This window comes from Aquidulcibacter sp. (assembly GCF_020253525.1).
In the GTDB taxonomy this organism is placed as follows: domain Bacteria; phylum Pseudomonadota; class Alphaproteobacteria; order Caulobacterales; family Aquidulcibacteraceae; genus Aquidulcibacter.
The window spans coordinates 18,274-37,584 of the sequence record NZ_JADCBK010000079.1 but is presented as its reverse complement, the minus strand read 5'-3'; the positions used below and the strand labels follow the sequence as shown (position 1 = coordinate 37,584).

The 19,311-nt window shown below is 56.0% G+C and carries 15 protein-coding genes and 1 tRNA gene; 4 read left to right on the top strand and 12 right to left on the bottom strand.

Features of this window, described 5'->3' with window-relative positions:
* Nucleotides 1-14: 14 nt before the first annotated feature.
* From IOB61_RS10295 to IOB61_RS10275, 5 genes are all read right to left on the bottom strand, one after another.
* On the bottom strand, nucleotides 15-488 hold the full coding sequence (locus IOB61_RS10295) for a hypothetical protein (RefSeq protein WP_290816024.1): 474 nt from the start codon (nucleotides 486-488) through the stop codon (nucleotides 15-17).
* 60 nt (nucleotides 489-548) lie between these two features.
* The gene (locus tag IOB61_RS10290) at nucleotides 549-1,754 is read right to left on the bottom strand and encodes an ATP-binding protein (RefSeq protein WP_290816021.1); all 1,206 of its coding nucleotides are present in this window, start codon (nucleotides 1,752-1,754) and stop codon (nucleotides 549-551) included.
* A complete protein-coding gene (locus IOB61_RS10285) occupies nucleotides 1,751-2,449 on the bottom strand; it encodes a response regulator (protein ID WP_290816018.1) in 699 nt (232 codons plus the stop codon). The genes IOB61_RS10290 and IOB61_RS10285 overlap by 4 nt, the downstream gene beginning before the upstream one ends.
* Before the next feature lie 169 nt (nucleotides 2,450-2,618).
* Nucleotides 2,619-3,254, bottom strand: a complete 636-nt coding sequence (locus tag IOB61_RS10280) for an outer membrane beta-barrel protein (protein ID WP_290816015.1) — start codon at nucleotides 3,252-3,254, stop codon at nucleotides 2,619-2,621.
* Nucleotides 3,255-3,478: 224 nt separating this feature from the next.
* Nucleotides 3,479-5,308, bottom strand: coding sequence for an ATP-binding protein (locus IOB61_RS10275; RefSeq protein WP_290816012.1), 1,830 nt, complete (start codon nucleotides 5,306-5,308; stop codon nucleotides 3,479-3,481).
* Between the two features lie 251 nt (nucleotides 5,309-5,559).
* On the opposite strand from IOB61_RS10275, the gene IOB61_RS10270 reads away from it, so the two are divergent.
* The gene (locus IOB61_RS10270) at nucleotides 5,560-7,671 is read left to right on the top strand and encodes an ATP-binding protein (RefSeq protein ID WP_290816009.1); all 2,112 of its coding nucleotides are present in this window, start codon (nucleotides 5,560-5,562) and stop codon (nucleotides 7,669-7,671) included.
* 86 nt (nucleotides 7,672-7,757) lie between these two features.
* Here IOB61_RS10270 and IOB61_RS10265 read toward each other — a convergent pair whose 3' ends face one another.
* The 6 genes from IOB61_RS10265 to IOB61_RS10240 all read right to left on the bottom strand — a co-directional run bounded on the left by IOB61_RS10265 (nucleotide 7,758) and on the right by IOB61_RS10240 (nucleotide 13,186).
* The gene (locus IOB61_RS10265) at nucleotides 7,758-8,876 is read right to left on the bottom strand and encodes a hypothetical protein (protein ID WP_290816007.1); all 1,119 of its coding nucleotides are present in this window, start codon (nucleotides 8,874-8,876) and stop codon (nucleotides 7,758-7,760) included.
* 146 nt (nucleotides 8,877-9,022) lie between these two features.
* On the bottom strand, nucleotides 9,023-10,162 hold the full coding sequence (locus tag IOB61_RS10260) for a hypothetical protein (RefSeq protein ID WP_290816005.1): 1,140 nt from the start codon (nucleotides 10,160-10,162) through the stop codon (nucleotides 9,023-9,025).
* A gap of 104 nt (nucleotides 10,163-10,266) precedes the next feature.
* Nucleotides 10,267-10,959 (bottom strand): DNA repair protein RadC, encoded by a 693-nt coding sequence (gene radC, locus IOB61_RS10255; RefSeq protein ID WP_290816003.1) that lies wholly within the window; start codon nucleotides 10,957-10,959, stop codon nucleotides 10,267-10,269.
* Nucleotides 10,960-10,965: 6 nt separating this feature from the next.
* The gene (gene map / locus IOB61_RS10250; protein WP_290816000.1) at nucleotides 10,966-11,808 is read right to left on the bottom strand and encodes a type I methionyl aminopeptidase; all 843 of its coding nucleotides are present in this window, start codon (nucleotides 11,806-11,808) and stop codon (nucleotides 10,966-10,968) included.
* Between the two features lie 33 nt (nucleotides 11,809-11,841).
* Nucleotides 11,842-13,071, bottom strand: coding sequence for a cation:dicarboxylase symporter family transporter (locus IOB61_RS10245; protein ID WP_290815998.1), 1,230 nt, complete (start codon nucleotides 13,069-13,071; stop codon nucleotides 11,842-11,844).
* The gene (locus IOB61_RS10240) at nucleotides 12,998-13,186 is read right to left on the bottom strand and encodes a hypothetical protein (protein WP_290815994.1); all 189 of its coding nucleotides are present in this window, start codon (nucleotides 13,184-13,186) and stop codon (nucleotides 12,998-13,000) included. The genes IOB61_RS10245 and IOB61_RS10240 overlap by 74 nt, the downstream gene beginning before the upstream one ends.
* Nucleotides 13,187-13,275: 89 nt before the next feature.
* Between IOB61_RS10240 and IOB61_RS10235 the strand changes: the two genes are divergently transcribed.
* Nucleotides 13,276-13,360 (top strand) — tRNA-Leu (locus IOB61_RS10235).
* A 76-nt stretch (nucleotides 13,361-13,436) separates the two neighbouring features.
* On the opposite strand, the gene IOB61_RS10230 is transcribed toward IOB61_RS10235, so the two are convergent.
* Nucleotides 13,437-15,605 (bottom strand): S8 family serine peptidase, encoded by a 2,169-nt coding sequence (locus IOB61_RS10230; RefSeq protein ID WP_290815991.1) that lies wholly within the window; start codon nucleotides 15,603-15,605, stop codon nucleotides 13,437-13,439.
* Nucleotides 15,606-15,992: 387 nt separating this feature from the next.
* Here IOB61_RS10230 and IOB61_RS10225 point away from each other — a divergent pair, with 387 nt between their 5' ends.
* Both IOB61_RS10225 and IOB61_RS10220 read left to right on the top strand, forming a co-directional pair.
* Nucleotides 15,993-18,023 (top strand): S9 family peptidase, encoded by a 2,031-nt coding sequence (locus tag IOB61_RS10225; RefSeq protein WP_290815987.1) that lies wholly within the window; start codon nucleotides 15,993-15,995, stop codon nucleotides 18,021-18,023.
* Nucleotides 18,024-18,065: 42 nt separating this feature from the next.
* Complete coding sequence (locus IOB61_RS10220) at nucleotides 18,066-19,262, top strand: aspartyl/asparaginyl beta-hydroxylase domain-containing protein (protein WP_290815983.1); 1,197 nt, start codon at nucleotides 18,066-18,068, stop codon at nucleotides 19,260-19,262.
* Nucleotides 19,263-19,311 lie beyond the last annotated feature (49 nt).

Sequence of the window (19,311 nt, the reverse complement as noted above, 5' to 3'; positions counted from 1 at the left end):
TCTTGGGATAAATCTCAGGCTTTTCGAACCAATTTGATGGTCTCGCAAAAGACAGTCATGCAGACTTTCATTTCAAGAATCGTGGCGCTGCGCACCTTGATCGTGGTGGGTAAGGTCTTTTGTGGGCCAATGTGATAGAGCCCGGAAAACTGCCCCGGCCCGGTTGGGCGGATGTCGCGCACCACGATCTGGTTTATGGCGCTTTCTTCGCCCGGGGCCAAAACTTCTTGAATTACAATGGCGCACAGACGGCTGGGTTCATAGGCGCAGGGGGCAACGCGGGCGACTGCGCTACCGTCGTCCAAAACCCAATCGCCGCGGATGTCAGAAACCCCTGCGGCAGCTTGGCTGGCGGTGCCGATCAAGATCAGAGGCACGACCAGGGCTTTTGTGACACGCGCGCGAGCCAGCGGGCTCATTTTGTAAAGCGGCGTTTGGGAGGTCTTTTGGGTTAGGGCGGAAGCGGCAAGGGTGAAAAGGCTAAACAAAGGGAACTCCAGAGTAGACGAGACACACGCGTCTCTGTGAGTTTCGACTTTTGCGGACGCTTATGCAGGTTGTGTGGAGCCCTGATGAATGAATGGCGCCGAAGGGGTATCCTTTTGTGGAATGCGCAGTTCAAACTGGGCCCCGCCGCCAGGCCGGTGACTGGCCATAATGCTGCCGCCGTGGGCGCTGGCGATAGCTTCAACGACTGCAAGACCAATACCGCTGCCGCCATACTCGCGGGCGCGCGACGGGTCTTCTCGCCAAAACAGGCGGAAGACATTCTGCACTGCCAGAGAGCTGAGGCCGGGTCCACGGTCCATCACGCGGATCACGCCAAAGTCGCCCACCAAGCCGCAATCAATATCGACAACCCCGCCACTTTGTGCATGTCGACAGGCGTTGGTGATGAGGGCGAGCGTGGCCTGACGCACGCGTAGGGGATCGGCAAAGACCGGGGCAGGCGTCAAGGACAAATTGAGGCGCATACCAGCATCCTTGATCTCCGGCGCAACAAAATGGCTGAGTTCACCCATAACTTTCGCCAGATCTATTTGGCTCTTGTGCAAGGTAAGAATCCCGACTTCAGCAAAGCTTACAGTCTGCAAATCATCGACGATGCGGCTGAGTGCCTCGACCTGTAGGATTAGGCCCGAAACTTCTTTGTCGGTCGGCTGAAACACACCGTCCTTCATGCCTTGCAGGCGACCGCGCAGAATGGTCAAGGGCGTGCGCAATTCGTGGGCAATGGCTGCGGCGCCTTCGGTAAGCTCGCGGTCATAGCGCTGTAGCGCATCGGCCATCGTATTAAAGTCGGTGATCAGTTTGGATGCTTCTGCAGAGCCTGGACTGCGGCTCACCGCGCGCACCGATAGATCGCCAGAAGCAAGCCGGCGCAGCGCGGAAGCAACCCCATCTAAGGGGGCTGCAATGCGATTGGCTAATAGGACAGCTGCCGCCCCACCCGCCACCATCGCCGAAATACTCAAAACGATGAAGGCTAGGCTCTGCTCATTATCGATCCGCTCTAAGATGGTATCATCAATCTTAAACAGCTCTCTAAACTCATCGGGTGTGGGAATCTCGCTCCTTTCGAGCTTGTCGACGGCTTGGAGCGCTTTTGGCGACAATTCGGCCCGCATTTGGGTTGTCTGATACTCACCAAGCAGACTGAGGCCCCCATAACCAAATACGACCGCCATAAGAACGCAGCCCGCCATGGCGAGCATGAGTTGAACCCGTAAAGTTAGGTTTCGGCCAAATTTCATAGGGCGAGCAACCGATATCCAATGCCTCTGACGCCCTCTAGGCATTTATCGGCACCGGCTTGTTCCAGCTTGCGCCGGGCTTTACTAATATGGCTGTCGACAGTGCGCTCTAGGGCGTCGCCATCGGAAGGCAGGCAAGCATCCAACAATTCGGCGCGCGAAAACACTTTGTGGGGCACGCGGGCCATGTGGGCGACCAGACGAAATTCCGTCAAAGTCAAATCTGGCCGCACGGCTTGATCCTCTTCCCTAAGGACGCGGATGCTATGGGTCTCAAGATTGACTTCTAATGGGCCGGCACGCACGATTTTTGAACGCGACTCCCCAGCTGCGACCCGACGCAGAATGGCTTGTGCGCGGGCGACGACTTCCAGCGGATTAAACGGCTTAACCACATAATCATCGGCGCCAAAACGCAGGGCGCCAAGCTTCTCGACATCTTCGCCCATAGCGGTTGCCATCAGCACGGGTGTGTCAGACGACTGCCTAATGATTTGCAAGACTTCATGGCCATTCTTTTTGGGCAGATTGACATCCAGCACAACCAGATCGGGTGACAACATGCGATGATGGGTAATGGCCGTCTCGCCATCGCTGGCGCGCACGGTCCGAAACCCCTCGCGTTGAAAATAAGCGTCGAGGATTTCCGCAATATTGGGTTCGTCTTCAACGATCAGGATGAGAGCATTTTCCATAGCGACGATACACAAGTTTACAGGGTTAGATGAAGTTTCTCTTTATCCCGGTTTTGTGGAGATTGGATGGAGGCATGTAACATTGGGGGGTGTCAATGCGCATTCCAATCTCCACGTGCGGCGTGTCTTCCAAACCCCTTTGGGCTGGAAGACAACCACAGACCTTGACTTAGAATTTGTAAGCCAGCCCAACCGAAATACGGTTCGATGCAGGCTTATAGGCCACCGTTGGTGCACCGGCCGTGACAAAGCTCTTGCGGTCATAGGTGGTGTTTTCATACTCAACCCGACCAATCAGATTGTCACCAAAAGCCTGCGCCACACCAATCCCCAGAACGCGGCCGCTCGAGGTCGCTTTGCGGGTCACATTATTGGGCAATTGATATTTGGCTCGGTTTTGCGCGATGCCAGCGCTGGCATAGACCAGTGTGCTTTCGGTGATGCCAATCCCGGCAACGCCTTTCAGTGCCAGCTCATATTGGGGTCGTTCCCGCACAGAAACCCCGGCTAGCGTCACCGCTTTGTTCTGACCGGTTGGGCGATTAACACTCGCCTCAGTGCCCAAATAGAAGCCATTGTCAAATTGATAGCCAAAGCCGCCAAACAGGCCAACATCTGCTTGGGTCTTCTTATTGGTGCGGGTGGCCGCGGCCCCTGTTGCGGGTGTAACGGTTGTTTTGGTGTCGCTGCGGGCAGCGGCGACTTCAGCGCCAGCATAAAAGCCCGTGAAGGTGCCTTCTGCATAGGCAGGGGCAGCCGACAGACCAAGGGCAAGAAGAGTACCGAGGACAATCGCTTTTTTCATTTTTCTTTCTCCGTGTCACCGCATGGCGGTAGAGTCGAAGAACCCTACAGGAGCGCCATCTGGATTAGTTCGCAGCGGTGTATGACCGCGAAAATAGCGACACAGATGGAGGCAATGTGGAGGACATTTGGAGAAATGGATGAGAAATCGGGTTTTGTCAGCGCGGGCCTTCGACCGAGGACAAACACCAAGACCCTTATGTTTAGGCCCATTTTCCGCCCGCTTTAGGCGAGGTTTTGATCAAGTTGCCAAGCAGGGATTGATAAGCTCGGGGCTGGCGTTGGCTCTGGCGTCTGGGTGGTTGAGCCGGTCACATCGGCCATGCTGGCTTTCGCACAGGTCAGGATCGTTTGGATCAAGACATTGGGGTCGAGTGGCTTTGGCACAAAGGCATCCGCCCCAGCTTCCATAAAGGCAGCGCGGTGGTGGTCCATCGCATTGGCAGTCAGTGCAATAATTGGCACGTGCTGGGTATAGCCAGATGTGGCTCGCAGTCGGCGGGTGGCCTCCAGCCCATCCATATTGGGCATTTGCATATCCATCAGGATGACATCAAACTCTTCCAAGGCCGCCATCTCGAGGGCTTCGACCCCATCATTGGCCATCGCCAAAGACCAGCCCATCGTCGATAGAAACAGGCTGACGATCTTCTGATTGGTCGGGTGATCTTCGGCAACCAAAATCCGTAAAGCCCGGACGTCAAGATCCACATCCTCGTCCTCATCGAGGGCACCCTGGCTGTCGGCCAATTCATAAGGCAGCGTGACCGTAAAGACTGAGCCTTCGCCTTCAACACTGCGCACGTCTAACGTGCCATCCATCAATTCAGCCAGGCGACGGCTGATGGCCAAACCAAGGCCGGTGCCACCTTTCTTTCGGGCAATCATCTGATTGCCTTGCTCAAACTCGGCAAACAAGCGCGATAAAGTTACTGGCGAAATGCCACATCCTGTATCTGCGACTTCCAGCACCATGGCGGGTCGGTCTTTGGCGTCTATGGCGGTCCGGGCAGAAACCGTGATCGATCCAGCTTCGGTGAATTTCACCGCATTCGAAATCAGGTTGAACAAAATCTGCCGAATGCGCAGCGGGTCGCCCTTGATCGCACTGGGGAAGTCAGGCGTGGCTTCAAAGCGCAGGTGAAGATTTTTGTCGGAGGCACGTGGGTCCCAAATCCGCACGGCGGCCTGCAATTCATCGATGACCGGGAAATCGACCCGCTCGACAGTCATCTTGCCAGCTTCGATCTTCGACATGTCCAGCACGTCGTTCAACAGCGCTAAAAGCGTATCCACGGCATCATTGAGCATATCGACATGCTCGCTCTGCGCCTTTGTCAATTTGGTCCGGCGCAAGAGGATGGCAGAGGCCATAACCGCATTCATCGGGGTGCGGATTTCATGGGTGACGGTGGCTAAAAAGTCAGATTTGGTCTGACTTGCGCTTTCCGCGCGATTTTTCTGATCTTGGGCTTCTTCATTGGCGCGCACAAGCTGGTCGGTAAACTCATATGAGCGGCGAATGATGATCGCCAAATGGCCCAAATAAACCAGCGATCCAATCAGGATCACAGCGGAGGTGGCTGGCTCCATCTGAAAATAAAGCCAAGACGCAATGGGAAGACCGATCAGATAAAGGCACATCGGTACGGTCGATGCGGCCAAAAGCGCCGTCGAACGGGCGGCATGTAAGGTGGAGTGCAGCAAAGCACCGCAAATGATCAGAGTTGCAAAGATGCGGCCAGCTTCCCCGCCTTCGGCCCACAAAATTGCGGCGACGCTGGTGTAAACCAAGGCGTTGAGTGTCACGATGAGGATACAGGCAAACTTCCGCCGTGGGGAAACGGCCCCCTCGGGATTGAGTCGCAACGGCTTGAAAATGAACCAGTCGAGTACCTGGCCCAGCACCACAACGCCCAACCAGACAAAAGGCTCATAACCACCGACGATGAAGAAGCAGGCAAGCGCAAGGAAAATCGCAACCGCAAGACGCGTTTTCAGCTCCTTCGCGCGATTAAGGCCGACTTCGGCAAATCCAGCTGCGTGCGTATCCATCAAATCTGACCAATTCTTTGCCGCGGAAAAAAAGCCCGACCAAACCTTAGAACTGCGGAGTAAAAATTAGATGAAGTTTAGGTGCATACTTCGCCTATGCCTGAAATTACTGCTTGCTTGACCTGATGAATTTACCTGCGTTTTGTATCGAATTCTGTTCAAATCGAGGTGTGATCGCGCCTTTTCCTCGCTGCACTAATACTCCTTTAAAGGGTTTATGCGATGGCCTAGGTCTATTTTGAGGATTGACCATGGCTGCGCCGAAACCCCATAACGAAGCCCAGCGCCTCGCGGAGTTGGTAGATTTTGCGGTTCTGGATACTTTGCCCGATCCGTCTCTTGACGTGATTGTGGCCTTAGCTTCGAGTATATTGGATGTGCCCATCGCGCTGGTCTCTCTGGTCGATGCAGAGCGGCAATGGTTTAAGGCCCGGGTCGGTTTAGATGCCTGCGAGACCGATCGCGAGAGTGCCTTTTGCGCCCATGCGATTTTGGACGATGAACCGCTGATTGTTCCAAATGCACTCGAAGACCCGCGATTTGCGACCAATCCCTTAGTTGTCGGGGATCCAAAAATTCGCGCCTATTTTGGCTTCCCGCTGATTGTAGGTCCGGATTTAAGGCTCGGTACCCTATGCGCGATCGATCAAAAGCCGCGCAGCATTACGCCGGCTCAAATTCAGCACATGAAGGCCTTGGCCAAAATCGTTGTCAGCCAACTCGAAATTACCCGTTCAACCCGTGATGCTTTGGCTCTTGCCGAGGCCAATGAAGCGCTCAACCGCGAAGCAGACCATGCGCGTGTGATCTTGGAGACGATGTCTGAAGGGGTATTGATCAAAAATCGCATCGGCAAGGTTGTTGAGGCCAACCCCAGTGCGTGCCGGATTCTAGGCTTATCGCGCGACGAGCTTTTGGGCATGATGGTCAATGATCAGCGTTGGCAGCGCGTACGCGAAGATGGGACACCCTATGTACCCTATGAGATGCCAGCCATGCAGGTGTTGCGCAGCGGCATTCCGATCAGCAATGAAGTGGTCGGTATTCCTGCAGCCGATGGAAGCACGAAATGGCTTCATCTCTCGGCCAGTCCCCTGTTCGAACCGTTTGACGAAACGCCATCCTTTGTCGTGTCGACTTTTTCCGACATCACCCATCTCAAGGCACAGCAAGAACATTTGCGCGATCTATCGCTCAAGGCCAATGCCGCCAATGCGGCTAAGACGCAGTTTCTGGCCAATATGAGTCATGAGTTGCGGACGCCCTTAAATGGGGTGGTGGGTGTTACCTCGGCACTTGCCAATACTCCTTTGGATGATCGCCAAAGACGGATGGTCGAATTGATCCGGTCGTCCGGCAAGGATTTAGAGCGGCAATTGTCCGACATCCTTGATCTGACCAAAGTCGAAGCCGGTGAGCTTCAACTCGAAGCCGTGCCCACCGATGTCGGGATGATCCTGCAAGAGGTGGTCAGCCTGATGTCTGGTGCCTGCACGCAAAAGAAACTTGAGCTCGCGTTTGAGAACAAACTGCCCGCGAAGCAACTTTATTTGGCCGACCCTGTTCGCCTGCGCCAAATCGTCACCAATCTCGTGTCAAATGCGGTCAAGTTTACAAATGCCGGTCGGATTGCTGTTTCGGCCTTGCCCCGCGTGACGGGCCCTGGGGTGACGATTCACGTGGAAGATACCGGCATTGGGTTTGACGAGGCTCAAAGTCAAAGATTGTTTGAGCGCTTTTCGCAAGCCGATAGTTCGATCACCCGTCGCTTTGGCGGGACGGGGTTGGGGCTTGCGATCTCTAAATCCTTGACTGAGTTAATGGGCGGCACGATCACCGCAAAATCGACACCCGATGTTGGTTCGATCTTTACGTTGGACCTCCCCCTGCCGCTCGACCGCGCCGTGCTGAGCGCGCCTACTGCTGAGGATTTAGACGAAATCTGCCGCGACATCCCAAAGAATTTGCGGGTTCTCTTGGTTGAAGATCAAGTGCTGAACCAACAAGTCTTCGGCTTCATGATGGAGCCGTTTGGCGCAGAGTTTTTCACCGCGACCAATGGCGATGAGGGGGTGGAGGCCTTTGAGACCGCTACTTTCGACATCATCTTCATGGACATGCAAATGCCCGTAAAGGACGGCCTGGCCGCAACCCGTGAAATCCGCGCGATTGAAGCCCAAACAGGGGCAAAGCCTACCCCGATCATCATGTTGACAGCCAATGCCGGGGAAAATCATCGCCGGGAGGCTTTGGCGGCGGGCGCAGACCTCCATGTTGCCAAGCCCGTAACCCAAGTGGCTATTGGTGACGCCATGCGCATGGCGTTGACAACTTACGGAAAGCTCGCCCAAGCCCGAGCCTAAAGAGGCCACAAGCTCGGCAATATTGAGCGTTTGGGGAGCGGCGCGTTTAAGTGGCGCGCCAAAAAACAAAGCTTGCCGCCTTTGGCCTACCAAGTCACCATGGTTGCCCGTTTGGGGGCAAGGCCGTTTTCAAACTCCCGCAGAATGTCGAGGAATTCGAGAACTTCGATATTGGCTTCTTTTTCCTTATTGAAGCGATAGGCCCAAAAGGATGAAATGTGCGAGATGATGCCCATGGAATGGCCGAGCTCAATGAAGAGCACTGGCGCGTCGAGCAAGAATTTACGAAAGGCTGCTGTATTGCCTTTGTCGACAAGGTCGCGGAAGGCGTCGTCATAAAGCGCCAAAACCTGCTGGCAACTTTTGGCGCTGTCGCGAATACGGCCCCGGATCGACTTTTTTAGATCATCGATCTCTTCGCGAATATTCTTGTCCATACGCCCTTTAATCTTGATCGAGTCCATCTCGCTGCTGATGCGGGTCAGTTTGTGGAAGGTCTCAGAGAACTGCCATTTGTAATAGATGAACCCCTTCCAGCTGAAGATGCCTTGGGTGAATTTTTCGCCTTCAAGACCCAGCGTCATCCGCAACGGATCCAGCCGTGAATCCGCATTGGTCGACAAAAGTGCGTCGGCCAGCTTTTTGACGAGCTCGGGTGGAATGGTGCCATTCTTGCTGCCAAACGCCATGGCGATCAGGGGGGCCATTTCGTTGGAGGTAAAGGTTTGCATTCGCGCATTGTCAGCCGGTGAAATGGCGAAATAGCAATCAGCGGGATAGTGGTGATAGCGGCGCAATTGCTCGCGCACCAAGAATGGGTCGAGCGATGGCAATTCATTGAGCATCTCAAGGATTTCAAAATCCTTTTGCAGCTCAGCCTCGGTAGCCCCAAGGACGTCGCACAAGGTCGCGCGCCAGCCCATTTGATTGACAAGGATAGAGCGTCCACCAGCCTTCAGGTCCGCGCGGTCTAGCGGAAACATGATCTTGGTCGCAACCGATGTCCCGTCGCTCAACAGATAGGTCTCATCACTGCGCAGCCGGTGCTTGATGATAATGGCGCGGTTTAACAAGGCGTCGAAAAAGAAGGGCGCACTGACCCGCGCCAAGTCGTCTGCAAACTCAACCGCGACCAAATGCAGGTTCAACACCCGGCTGGTCGAAGCGGTGTTTGTTAGCGCTGCTAAGCTTCTTACGCCACTCATGGATACTCACCCTAACATTCCAACTGGCGCACACAGAAACGCTTATGATCGGCAGTTGAAAGATAGGTCAAGTCCAATTGAGATTTCGTAAACCTTGGTTACATCTATGCAGGCAGTTTGCCGAAAAAGCGAACAAATTGCACAAGCTATCGCACTTCCCTTGGGGAAAGGCCGAGGTCGAAGTCTTTCAACAGCTCGATGAACTCTTCCACATTGGTCACTTCTGATTGGGTGGGTTTGAACTGATAACGCCAATAAGAGACGATATGGGAAATCATCCCCATGGCGTGGCCCAGTTCGATGAACAGACCCGGCGCTTCCAGTAGAAATTTGCGAAACTCTACAGCATTACCCTTTTGGGTGAGCCCGGCGAGCCCATCATCATAAAGGGATAAGATATCGGCGGTTCGTCGAATTGCTTCTTGGATGCGCGCCTTAATGGAGCCGCGAATAGTTGTGACCATATAGCCCATAGTTGGGTCGATGCGGCCCCGTATCCTCATGGATTGCATCTGGGCAACGACTTTATAAAGCTCTGGCTTTGTTTCTACGAATTGCCATTTGTAATATAAAAAGCCCTTCCAACTAAAAATGCCGCGCTGGAATTGCTCGCCCTCCAGACCCAGCGTTGCTTGGAGGGGAGCCAAACGGTGATCGGCATTGGTTGCGAGAATGGCGTTCGACATGCGTTTGACCAACTCACCGCCAGCTTCGGCCCCCGATTGGAACGCCAGCGACACCAAGTCTCGGATTTCATTATAGGCAAATTTCTCCAACCGAGCGGTGTCATTTGGCGTGATCGCGAAATAATCGTCTGATGGGGTCAGACTATGGCGCTTGAGCTGTTCGCGGACCAAAAAAGGATCGAGCGAAGGTAATTCATTTAAAAGCTCAAGAACCATGAGATCGCCATCGAGCGCCACAAGGTCCTTGCCCAAAAAATCACAAATCGCGTTCAAATAGCCAATCTGATTGACAAATACAGACCGCCCGCCAACGCGCAGGTCATCATTGTCGAGCGGGAAAATGATTTTGGTGGCGACGGGCACGCTTTCATGGAAAAAATCAACCTCGTCGGGTCGTGGCCGATGCTTGGTGATGATGGCACTGTTCAACAGCCGATCTTGGAAAAGTGGCGTGTGAAGTTTGTCCGCGGCCCGCAATCCTTTGTGATCTATTGAATTCAGATTGAGAACGCGGCTTGTCGAACAGGTCTTCGCAAGGGCCGCTAGGCTGCGAACGCCGGTTGTATTGGGGCCACCAAAGCTGCGTGCATGCATAGTCATAGAGAATGCTTCCCTATGAGTAATTTCAGATACGCAAAATTACCCGATCACATTGTTGATTATTTGACGGATACTAACGCGTATAGAATACAACTATACAGTGTCTATATTAGCCCAAAAGCCTTAAGGCTTCGTGTATCTTGGGCGCCGACAATTATGTGGTCAATCACACTTACTTTCAAAGGGCTGAGTGCATTGATGATTTCTCGTGTCATCGCAATGTCGGCACTTGAAGGTGTGGGATCACCGGATGGGTGATTATGGGCCAAAATGACAGAGCTTGCCGATAATTCTAAGGCCCGCCGCGCGATCTCACGCGGATAGACGGGGGCATGATCGACCGTTCCTTCACCCATCTTTTCGTCCACAATCAGGCGGAGCTTTTTGTCGAGGAACAAGACGCGGAACTCCTCCCGCTTGGCGCCCCCAAGGTTCAGCTTGAGATAGGACAAGACACTCGACCACGAGCCCAGAACCGGCTTATTGGTTATTTCGCTCTGGCTGGCGCGAACTTGGAGCGCGTGAATGGATTTGAGGTGGATGGCTGCAACTTGGCCAACACCATTGACCCGCAAGAGGTCGTTGATCGGCGCTTGCAGCACGTCATTAATGCCGCCAAACTGCGCCAAGAGATTGCGGGCGAGCGCTTTGGTATCCTGTCGCTTGATGACGCCAAACAGCCACAGCTCGAGCAATTCATGATCAGCAAGCCCGTCTGCGCCCGCCCGCAAGAAGCGGTCGCGCAAGCGTTCGCGATGGCCATCAAGATGGGCATTCGACTTGTTGGTTAGTCCCATGGGCCCTCAAACTGGATCAGACAGCGTGTGGGGTGTGTCCAAGCCAAGAGGGGAGAGGGTGAAAATCTCGCATCCGTCCTCAGTCACACCAATTGAGTGTTCAAACTGCGCGGATAAGGAACGGTCGCGCGTAACAGCGGTCCAGCCATCAGGCAGGACCGAAACCGAATGTTTGCCTAAATTCACCATCGGCTCAATGGTGAAAAACATGCCAGGGCGCAATTCTGGGCCTTGGCCTGGCTTGCCGAAATGAACGACATTGGGGTTGTCATGAAAGACACGGCCAAGGCCGTGGCCGCAAAAATCACGCACGACAGAGCAACGCTGCGCTTCGACAAAGCTTTGAATGGCATGGCCAATATCGCCCAAAGTCGCGCCGGGCTTTACCGCCGCAATGCCGCGCTGCAAGCTTTCCCACGTCACATCCATCAAGCGACGGGCCTTACGCGACACATCGCCAATGCCATACATGCGCGAATGGTCGCCATGCCAGCCATCGACAATGACGGTCACATCAATATTGGCGATATCACCGCTGCGAAACTGGCGCGGGCCTGGAATACCGTGGCAGACGACATGGTTCAGCGAGATACAGGTGGTGTGATTATAGCCGCGATAGCCCATGCAGGCAGGGATCCAGCCATGATCAAGCACATAGTCGCGGGCCAATGTGTCGATCCGCTCCGCGGTGACACCTTCCTTGACCTCGCCCACCAGCATATCCAGCACTTCGGCGGCGGCACGGCCTGCGGCGCGCATGCCGGCAAACGCCTCTGGCCCATGCAATTTGATGGCATGGTCATTACGGCTGTCGGGTGCGGTGTCTGCGTCGATATACATCCCTGTCATATAGCCTTCAAATTGGCTTTTGGGCAGGGGGTCTTATGAGGATTGCTCTGCCGCATCGTCATCTTGCCGCGCTACGGTCGCGGTGACGGCCATATCCATGGTCACATTGCCCAAAGTGCGGAAGATATCGGGGAAGGTTTCAACCGCAATCAACAGGGCCAAAGGCTCGACCGGCACACCCAAAGCCAAGCAGATGGGCGCGATGGAACTAATAAAGCTGATGGAGCCGGGCAGGCTGACGGCGCCAAGCGTGGTGGTGGCCGCAGCCGCAATGCCCAAAGCAATCTGGGCAGGCCCCAACTCCACCCCAAACCAATTGGCGATATAAAGCGCGACGCCAAGGTTCATGGCAGGCCCTGTGGCGCGGAAAATGGCAACCGCAATCGGCAAGATCACATCGGCCTTGGCCGCGGGCACACCCAAAGCCTGCACGCCTTTCAGCATAGCCGGGAGCGACGCGAGAGAGGATTGTGTCGAAATTGCCACCGCCTGAGCCGGAATGGCGGCCTTGAAAAACGCGCCCAAACCGCGCTTTGCCCCAAATACCGCCAAAGCAAAGGAGGCCAGCCACACAATCACCCCCAAGGCAGAGAGCACGATGACATAATGGGCCAGCGCGCCAAAGGCTTCTGCCCCCGCCTTCGCCCCAACCACAAAGGCCAAAGCAAACACGCCAATCGGGGCAAGGGCTAAGACCCAACCAATTACCAAAATCATGGCCTCGGCCACGGCTTCAAAAAAGCCTGTCACGGGGGCGCGCTTTTCTAAAGGCAAGCGCGTCAAGGCAAAGCCAAAGGCAGAGGTGAAGATGATTAAGGGCAGAATGGCATCATTGGCGGCCGCCGCAATCGGATTGGTTGGGATCATGGCGCGCAAGAAATCGCCCAAGGGCGGCACGGGCCCGGGCTTTTCGGTAATGCTCAAAGCGTCACGCAGGGCCGCTGCCGATCCATCCGGCATCGGGAAGATGTTGAGGATCAAGGGCAGGGTCACAGCCGCCATAATGGCCGAGCACCACAAAATCACCAGCATCGTCGCAACACCGCGCGCGGCGAGCCGTCCCGCCCGCGCCGCCAAGGCTGTTTGCGCAATCCCCGTTATCAAAAGGGCAACCACCAAGGGGACAACTGTCATGCGAAGTGCATTGAGCCAGACCGAACCAATCGTGTCGGCGGTCGACTTGATCGCCTCAATCGACCCCAGCCAAATGCCCGCCAAAAGCCCAAAAACCAGTGCGGCCAGTATGATCAGCGCCTTCGACATATTCCAAAACTTTCAGCCAAATCGGCCCGTCACGGGGCCCAGAGGCCCCAATCTGGCTGAGCTTGCGGGCTACGGCAAGCCAAGCCCCCGCCAAAAGCGGCACCATCTTCTGCATGGCACCTAAAATGTGCGTGCAGAAAGCCGATAGATTACATCATCACACTCTTGCTCAAAAAGCGCGTATGACGCACAAAGCGCGCAGATGGGGACGTGGCGAAATAGGTAGACGCACCGGACTTAAAATCCGTTGGAGCAATCCGTGCCGGTTCAAGTCCGGCCGTCCCTACCAATCCTGATAGCCCAAAAACACCAAACCCCGCGACTGGACGTGCCAGCCGCGGGGCTTTGGGAACCTTTGGTGTGACTTAGAAGCTGGTCTGATAGCGCACCATCAGGGCCTGATCTTCTTTGCCTGCAATGCCATCGGCATCTTGCCGCGCCATGACGGCAAAGGCGAGGGCGGAATCTGGGCTCAAAGTCCGTGTATAGACGGCCTCAAAGCGTTGTTCCGGCGTTTTCGACGCAAGGCTGATGCCGCGACGTGTCATGATGGGCGCGCCGGTTTCAGGGTCTGCACCGGTTGCCAAGAACAAATTCATCATACCGCTGCGGCTGGTCAGAGGCGTCCCGATGGCAAGATCAAGCTGGTCGCCTTTGGCCAAAAGGTCACGCTGGGCGAAATTGATCGCGTAAGCGGTGGCCTCGGTTGCGCTGATCGAGCTGACCAAGCTTGCCCCACCACCGACTTGGGCGGCAGTCTGGGTATGGGTCATCCGCGCACTCAACGACGCAGTCGGCGAAACAGCCCAAGCCAAATCCGTCTGGACCGCAAGGGTGCGGGCAGGCCCTGACAGGCCAAACAATTCGCTATCCACATCGCCAAGGCGGCCTTGTGCTTCTTGGATGGCGGCGACGCTGGCGCTGAGGCTGACGCGATCAAAGGTGCGGCTTAGGGCGGCTTCGACGCTGCTGGCTTGGCTTGTTGTATTGGGGGTCCAGTTCAGGCCCCGGCGCTTATACTGCTCACCTTGCAAGCGCGCGCCAAAGGTCAGGCTGAGACCATTGTCCAAGGTGCGTTGGCTCGCCACGCTGGCGGTGGTGCCTTCAAACAAGGCGGTGTGGTCGGCAAAGCCCAAGAGGCGGGCGCTGGGGGCAGCCCCAGCCGTCAAGCTTGCACCCAAAATGGGGGAGGCTTGGCCAATCGCAACGGCCCAAGACTGGCCTTGATTGCCGACAAAATGCAGGCCACCACTGGCGTCACCACCAGCCGCTTGGGCGGGGGCGGCCATCAAGGACAATGTGCCGCTTGGGGTTGCCACACTGGCCAAAGTCGCCTGCATGCGGTTGGTCAAACTTGTCGCGAGGATGGAGACTGAATCTGGCCGCAAGTCTTGAGCTTTGGTGGCAAAGTCATAGGCGAAGTCGCGTCCAAAGGCGTCAAACACCACCCCTTCAAAGGCCCCGCCATTGGCTGCAAAGGACTTGGCCCCAATGGCCACGGCCCCCGCAGACGTCGGGGCAAGCGCCAGCGGCGTTGTCCCAGCGGAGCTGACCGTTGTTACGGTGCCGACGGGCAAGAGGGCGCGTTCAAGATTAAGCAGACCGCGGCCATAAATCGGGTCGATCCCGCGGGCACCGAGGTCTGTGGCGGTCACAAACAGGACTTCAGCAACCCTTGGTGCGGTCAGGAACGGCCACGCGCTTTTCACCACAGCCGCAGCCCCGGCCACCACTGGCGCTGCCATCGAGGTGCCGCTCATCATGGCATAGGCATTGGGGGCGGAAGGGAAGGCCCCAATGAGGCTGACGCCAGGAGCCACCAGATAGAAATTGCGTGCATCGCCGGCCCGATTAGAGAAGTTGGCAATGACATTATTGGCGTCAACCGCACCCACAGCGATGATCTGGCCCCGTGCCCACGCTTCAGAAGCGTGACGGGCGGGGAAGGATGGATTGGCAAGGCCTTCATTGCCCGCGGCAATCACCATCAAAAGACCAGCCGCTTGTGCGCCTTGTAGGGCGGTGCGGATGGTGGGGCTCATGGTAGAGCCACCCAAGCTTAAATTCATCACGAAGGCACGCTGGCTGGTCGCGTAATTAATGCCGCGCGCCACAAAGAAGTCTGAGGTTGAGGAGCCTTGGAACACTTGAACGGGCAGAATGCGCGCGTTTGAGGCAACCCCCACCATGCCAACCCCATTGGCGCGCGCCGCTGCCAGCGAGGCTACGTGCGTGCCATGGCCATTGGTGTCGTTGACTGCGGCGGTGCCGGTCAGATTGGTGAAAGCATTATAGCCACCGGTAATGGCACCGGCGAAGTCGATATGGTCGCGGCGAATGCCTGAATCGATAATGGCGATGGTTACATTGGTGCCACGTGCTGCCCAAGGGCGAGGCTTAAATGCGCCAACGCGCGCGGCAGCAGATGACCAAGCAAGTTCTTGGCCTGTTGGAAGGGCGGCGGTTTGAGCGAGTGCTGCGCTGCATGGAACAAGGGCTGCAGCGGCGGTCATGGAAAGTAGAATGGATTTCATCAGGTGGTCCCCGAACGTGAATGCGTGGATGGACCGATAAATCCGAAGGTTTAAAGCGGAATTTTGAAACAAGGCATAGAATTTCTACCCTGCAAATTGGCTTTTTTAGTCAAAGATAGATCAAATTTGGTCGAGTTGGGGGTTGGCTATTCAGCTAAGGCAACTCAGGACCGGCGGAATTGAAGTAAATTTCTCCTAAGCATGACAGGCGCTTTAGCCCTTATGCGGCAGGCGCAAGGGCGCGGCTTAAGCAATGAGCCTCAGGAGATGTGAAAAAACTTTTTGTGATCGCCCCCCCGGCCTAGCTTTCAACCACGATCCGCTTAGAGAAGACAAAAACGGAGTCTAGCTGGAGGGACGCACGTGCGAGTTTTGAGGAATTGGGGCTTGATCGGTTTAGCCGCCTGCGGACTGGCTTGGGCTAGCCAAGGCGTCGCACAATCCAATCCAGCTAAAGGACCGCTGACGCCTGAACTCATGTGGCAATTGCAACGTGTCGGCGCGCCCTCTTTGTCACCCGATGGCCGGTTTTCGGTCGTGCCGGTGACGCGGTTTGATGCTGAGAGCGACCGCAGCTTTACCGCGCTCTGGGTGATCTCTACTGAGACCGGTACCAGCCGCCAACTCACCAGTGGGGAAGGCAATGACGTCTCCCCCGTTTGGAGCCCGGACGGCAAGTGGATCGCCTTTGTCTCCAAGCGCGGCAATGACCAAGCCAACCAGCTTTATGTGATCGCCCCCGACGGGGGCGAAGCCCGCCGCTTGACGGGCGTGCCAACGGGGGTATCCGCGCCTAAATGGTTCCCCGACAGCCAGAGAATTGCCTTCATCAGCTCGATCTTTCCCGATCTGCAAACATGGGAAGATCAGGGCAAGCGGTTGAAAGACCGCGCCTCGACCACCATGCAGGCCCGCGTTTGGGATAAAGCGCCCATCAGCTATTGGGACCGCTTTCTTGATGAGCGTCAGCCCCACCTCTATGCCATTTCGATCAATGCCGGGGACCCTGTTGCACTGACCCGCCCGGCTGGGGTCGCGATTGAGTTTCGCACCCCCGGCGCAGAGGATTATGACATCGCCCCAGATGGCCAAGAGATCGCATTCGTAGGCGAAAGCGACACCAAGGGTACCCGCCCCAATTCGGATGTGTTTGTGTTGTCGCTGGCTGCAGGAACCGCACGCAATCTGACAAGCGCGAATCTCGCAGGGGATAATGAGCCTCATTATAGCCCGGATGGGCGCTATTTGAGCTGGAGCTCGAATGTTATTGTCGCGGCCGCAGATCGCCAACGCGTCATGCTGTTGGACCGCCAAGCAGCAGGGGCTGCACCGCGCGATTTGTCGGCCAATTGGGACTGGTCGGCCGCAGAAGTTACGTGGGCTGCTGATTCCAAATCGCTGTGGGTGATTGCTGAGGATCGGCCAACCCGGCGTCTGTTCAGAATGGACCTCACTGGGGCGACGCCACGGCGGATCACAAAGGATGGCGATTTCGCCGGCATTGCCGCTGCCGGGCGCGGCCTTGTTGGCCTGCAGGCAAGTTTTTCAAGCCCCGCCACCTTGGTCCGTATCGATGGCGCGACAGGCCAAACCAGCCAGCTTTCCCGCTTCAACGACGCTTTATTGGCCAAAGTGGACATGGGCAAAGTGGAATCGGTTAGCTATCGCGGCGGCAATGGAGCCGACATTCAGATGTGGGTCGTCAAGCCGCCCAAGTTTGACGCGTCAAAAAAATATCCGGTGATGTTCTTGCTGCATGGTGGCCCCCATGTCGGGATTACCGACCAATGGTCTTACCGCTGGAATGCGCAAGTCTTTGCGGGGTGGGGTTATGTGACCACTTGGCATAATTTCCACGGCTCATCGGGCTTTGGCGATGCCTTTACCGATGCCATCCAGCCTGATTGGGTGACCTTGCCCTATCAAGATACAATTGCCGCGGCGGACTATCTGAAAGCGCAAAAATGGGTGGATTCCGAACGCATGGTTGCCGCCGGTGGCAGCTATGGCGGTTATCTCGCCACGGTCCTACTGGGCCGGCCCCATCCGTTCAAAGCCTTGGTGGCCCATGCCCCCGTCTATAATCAATATACCCAGATCGGTGCCGATTATGGGGCCAACGAAAACCGCTATTATGAAGCGTGGGAAGAGCCTGAGAAGTTCCAAGCCATCAGCCCCAATATGATGGCCGCCAATTTCAAAACCCCCACGCTGGTTATTCATGGCCAGCTCGATCTGCGGGTTCCAGTCAATCACGGCATTGAATTGTTCAACACCCTTCAAAAGAAAGGCGTTCCGTCGCGCTTTATCTACTACGCCAATGAGAACCATTGGATTCTGCGGCCACAAAATTCTCTGTTCTGGTATCAAGAAGTCCGCAAATGGGTTGAGACCTATGCCCCGCCGGGCGGCCAATAGTACGGCCGCTGCGTGAGAGGTTAGGCTAAGAGACGCGGGCATATGACAGCCAAAGGATTTGCCATGAATGCGGCTGCGATGGAGGCGGCTGGCAATGCTGGGATGCAGGCCCTGCGCGCGGGCGACTTCGCAACAGCCATCGCCAAGTTTCAATCCATTGTTGAGGCTGGCGCGGCAGATACCGCCGTCTGGCTCGCCCTTTCCATGGCCTATCAAGCGGCCGGTGACCGGCAAGCGGAAGTGTCTGCGGTCACCCACATCCTCGATCAGGATCCGGATAACATTCGGGCTAATTTGATCAAAGCTGATGCTTTGGTTGCTTTAGGTCATCGGCGCGCGGCGATGGGCTTTTATGCGCATCTGGAGGTACTTGTCCCAGATACCCAAGGTCTTCCGCCCCAAATCGCCGCTGAGCTCAAACGCGCGCGCGAGACCCATGCCAAGCTGAAACAAGGTTTGAGCGATTATCTGCAGGCTGAGGTAGAAAAGGCAGGCTTCCACCCCGCTCGATCCAGCCGCCGCTTTCGCGATAGTCTCGATATTTTGACGGGGCGGAAGCAACGCTATGTTCCAACGCCGCGCGCGTATTTCTTCCCAGAGCTGCCGGCGATCGAATTTTACGACCGCGCGCGTTTTGCTTGGCTGGATCAAGTTGAAGCCGCGACTGAGGATATGGTGTCTGAGCTGATGCCAATCCTAGAAGAGGGCACCCATTTTGGTCCCTATATCGAGGTGGAGGCTGAAAAGTCCGCCCATTTCGTTGGAAGCGGGACGAAGGAAGCTGTCTCCTCGGTTGAGGATTGGACCGCCGCCTATCTAATCCGCGACGGCAAACGCCAAAGCCCTTTGGCCGAACGATGCCCAAAGACATTGGCCGCTCTCGATGGGGTACCGTTAGAGGCCATTGAAGGCCGTGCGCCCTTTGTTTTGTTTTCGAAATTGACTCCCGGTGCTTGGATCGCCCCCCATACCGGCTTTTTGAACTCACGCTTAGTCTGCCATCTTCCCTTGCTGGTTCCGGATGGCTGTTGGTTCCGGGTTGGCAACCAAGTCCGCTTATGGGAGCGGGGCAAAGCTTGGGTGTTTGACGATACGATTGAGCATGAAGCCCGCAATCAGGGCACGGGAACACGCGTTGTCCTCATTTTCAACATCTGGCATCCCGACTTGACCGAGGAGGAGCGCCATTTGGTTGCTGCCCTTTTGGCGGCTGTTGAAAGCTTCGAACCCGTCACATAGGCCGCGCACAAAAAAGGGCCAACCTGCCGCAAGACAGATTGGCCCGAGC